This is a genomic window from Candidatus Neomarinimicrobiota bacterium (assembly GCA_022560655.1).
Lineage (GTDB): Bacteria > Fidelibacterota > Marinisomatia > SCGC-AAA003-L08 > TS1B11 > JADFSS01.
The window spans coordinates 1-4,058 of record JADFSS010000118.1; the positions used below are offsets into that span (position 1 = coordinate 1).

Below are 4,058 nucleotides of genomic sequence, written 5' to 3' on the forward strand. Positions count from 1 at the left end.
TTGATCTCAGGAAGAAGGTTGCGGCTCTTACATTCGAATTGAGTTTCTAACCGAACAGAGATCGGAAAAAGATTCGTAGCAAATCCCACAGGGTTAATAGCGTCAGCCCTTAGTAAGGTAGTTCAGCGGTTCAGGACCGGTCAGGTTCTTGCTCCAACATTTGCAGGCTAATTGTAAGCTCCAATCGTCATCACGACGGGAGCGGATCGCCGTTACTATACGCAGGTCGCGCGTTCAAGTCTCGCCGGTCCCGCCGTAGCAGCCTCCCCTGAAGGGGTATGTTTCCACCACGCCACCTCTCGCTCTACCGTTGTCCTGCAAGCGGTTGGGCTGGCACGGTAACCAGTGGGTGTCAGCCCACGGACATGATTCTCGCAAAATTCATTGCGAATTATTTGGCTTTGCCCATGATCGTGGGCCAACTTTTCACATGGCTGAGCCTACTGTGCAGTGGTATCGCGTCGCTGACCTGGATTCGCTGCCCGACAACCGCGTTCGGACCGTCACTGCGGGTACCCATCAAGTCTGCCTGGTACATCATGAGGGCAAACTCACCGCCCTGGACAACCGCTGCCCCCACCAGGGGGGACCCCTGGGAGAAGGGCAGTTGGAGGACGGCTGGGTAATCTGCCCGTGGCATGCCTACCAGTATGATCCCATAACCGGCCAGGGTCCGGAGGGTTTTGAGGATAAGGTTGACCCTTATCCGGTGGAGCTCCGGGAGGACGGCATCTTTGTCGGTCTGGAAACCGCTGTACATCGAACCACACTGGCAGACCAGGTGGTCGCCGTCATGACCAGCTGGGGTGTGGAGGTAGTGTTCGGCATGGTGGGGCATTCAAATCTCGGTCTGGCTGATGCCATGCGCCGGGCTGAACTGGATGGAAAGATGCACTACTATGGCATCCGCCATGAGGGGGCGGGCGCCTTCGCTGCCTCGGCCTACGCCAAGCTGACCGGCAGGACCGCCGTCTGTTTTGCCATCGCCGGACCCGGCGCCACCAATCTGATCACCGGCATGTGGGACGCCCACGTGGATAATGTGCCCATGCTGGCGCTGGTGGGACAGGTGAACACCCAGATCATGGGGCCGGGGACCTTTCAGGAGGTGGACCTGCATTCTGCCCTCAATCCCGTGACCCGCTGGCAACAGGTCGTGCTCGGTTCTGAAAACGCGTCCAACCTCGTGGCCCTCGCCATCAAGCATGCCGAGGTGGAGCACGGACCCACAGCGCTCATCTTCCCCGATGAAATGCAGCGCTTGCCGGCCAGAGATCCTCAGCCCGACACCCCCCGGGTCGGCCGCGTACCGTTGGTGGCCATCGCCCCGCCGAAAGACGAGCTAAAGCGAGCCCTTGATTTGATTAATGCGGCGAAACGGCCCACCATCGTCTGTGGGCAGGGTGCGGCCGCTTTCCGGGACCATGTGCTGCGTCTTGCAGAAAAGTTAGCGGCGCCGATTGTCACCACCTTCAAGGCTAAGGGCATGGTACCTGACAATCACCCGCTGGCTTGCGGCGTACTTGGCCGCAGTGGCATCCCCGTGGCCAGCATCATGATGGGCAGCGCCGATTTACTCATCACCTTCGGCACCTCCTTTTCTGTCCATACTGGCATCGCGGAGTATCTCCCTACCATTCAGGTTGACCGGGACCGGATGACACTGGGCAAATTTCATCCCGTGGAGGTGCCCCTGTGGGGCGATATCGGAGTGACCATCGAGCAGCTGCTGGACGATGAGGGGCTGGCTCCTAAACCACGGCCCCAGCTGCGCGCCGAGATCGCGGCTCGCTGGAAAAAATGGCGCGCGGAGAAGGAGCGACGCCGGGCTGATCTATCGGCCAGCGGTCTGAACTCAGCATCCATCTTTCATGCCCTCAGTAACCTCGCGCCTGCCGATGCCATCATCGCGGTCGATGTGGGCAACAACACCTATTCCTTCGGTCGCTACTTCGAATGCCAGCAGCAGACCATTCTCATGTCGGGCTACCTGGGATCTATCGGTTTTGGATTTCCTGCTGCGCTGGGAGCCTGGTCCGCACACACGGGCCGCAAGGTGATTGCCGTAGCCGGCGACGGGGGCTTCGGCCAATACCTGGCGGAATTTACGACGGCCGTCCGGTACAACATGGACATCACACTGGTGCTGCTGAACAACAGTCAACTCGGCAAAATCTCAAAGGAGTTCGAAGCCGACGATATGGAGGTCTGGCAGACCGGCCTGACCAATCCGGACTTTGCTGCCTATGCCAAACTTTGCGGCGGTGACGGTATTCGGGTCTCGGCGCCGGACGAAATTGATGGTGCGCTGATAAAGGCCCTCGCCAGCAAGAAGCCGTTTATCGTAGAATTCCTCACGGACCCCCTGCTGATATAGTTTTAAGACTGCGCCTGAGGTAGAAGCGCATATTCTATCTCTCGCTGCACGGTTTGGTTACTCACCGACAGCGCAGCGGCTATTTCATGGGGGCTATACAGGCGCTCCATGCCCATGATCTAACTCACGCCAGTGGCGCTATCCAAATGGGCGCCGTGGGCTACCTAGCCTGCAAGTGAGAAACGTGCACAGCGAGCATTTTGGGGCGTTGTATTGGGGGCATCCGGGCAAGAGTACCCGGGACCCCTCCCGCAGATGTGACGCCCGTCACGTCGGGCCAGCTCTGACAAACTATTGACATTTCCATGACATTATCATGACAACGGTGACCTCAATCGTCACCATATTCAGGCAGGTTGATAACTGGAATATGATCGCAGAAAAAAAATAGCTTGCACGAACCTTTTTTCATAGCACTAAGAAACAAGGACTTCCCATGACCCATCGCTCCGACATTCGGAGACATTCATCGCCGGCATCAACTCTACATCCGTAGGGGATTGCCATGAAATCACGCATCCATCGTATCATTGCGGCCGGTCTGGTAATGACGGCATTCACATTCGCCCAGCAAAACCAGATCCTGCCGTCGCAAATCAATGCCATTAAATCGCTGGCCGTCAGCCAGGGCTTCACCGAGAAGGAACTGGACGCCTACGTCCTCCAGACCAGGGGTACTTCCCTGGGCAGGCTAACCCGGCAACAGGGCGTGGCGCTCATCCAGAGCTTTCAATCTTCTAGTCCTCCCAGGCTCTTGCCGCAACCCCCACCCGTGGCCGCTCGCCTGCCGTCCCGCCCGCGGCCCGAAAGGCCTCACCCCCTCCACCAGCCGAACCGGAGGAACCCATCATCGCCACCATCCTTGAGGTGGGCATGTCCAAGCGCTTTCACCTTATCGCTGGCTCTAACGGCGGGCTTCCTGAATGGGCTGCCTGCGATCGGCCCTGGCAGGTCAAATCCCATCGTCGTCCGCCACGCATGACAATATGTTGACAACTCTTAGACACTCTCATGACGTTTCATACAGTCAGATTGTATACCTATCGAGGAGCAGAGAACATGGGAGTATTTCTCCTGCGAGTACGCGTGCAATCATGCGCATAAAAGGAAGCCAATGAGAATACTCGGGACGAGCTGTCTGGTTCTGCTTTTCGCGGGCTATGCGTTCGGTCAGGATTTGCCCCAGTGGCAAGTGACCGCAATGTATGATCGGGTGCAGGTCTTTCATGGTGAGCAGGTGTTTATCGACGCAGGAGACACGCTGAGGGTTGTGCGTGACGGGCTTGTTTACAGTGTCCCCATCGAATCGCTGCTAAACATCAGATACTCTTTTCTGGGTAAAACCAACTGGTGGGCTGGCTTTAAGGTAGGCGGTTTGTTGGGATTTATCACTGCATTTCTGCCGGTGGCGGTGACCCCTGGTTTCCTCTCAGGGCCAGTGATGGGCCTTGCGGTGGGGGCATTCATCGGTGCTCCCCTTGGCGCCGGCATCGGCGCTCTGGTCGGGCTGGCGACCAGAAAGACGGAAACGGTTGAGACGGATCTATCCGGGTTGAACAAGGCAGAGAAACTGGAGGGAATCCAAAAAATGATTGTGTTTTGGAAAGCGGGCCTAGTGGGCAAGCAGGCCCTCAAATGAAACCCCCGACAATTGTTCTGACTATTCTATTACTGGCTGCGA

Annotated in this window: 2 protein-coding genes; both read left to right on the plus strand. The window is 57.5% G+C overall.

The window, feature by feature from the left end:
• Nucleotides 1-430: 430 nt before the first annotated feature.
• Entirely contained in the window at nt 431-2,377 is a 1,947-nt protein-coding gene (locus IH971_11025; GenBank protein MCH7498361.1) for a Rieske 2Fe-2S domain-containing protein, read from the plus strand.
• Between the two features lie 1,114 nt (nt 2,378-3,491).
• Entirely contained in the window at nt 3,492-4,016 is a 525-nt protein-coding gene (locus IH971_11030; GenBank protein MCH7498362.1) for a hypothetical protein, read from the plus strand.
• Nucleotides 4,017-4,058: the final 42 nt, after the last annotated feature.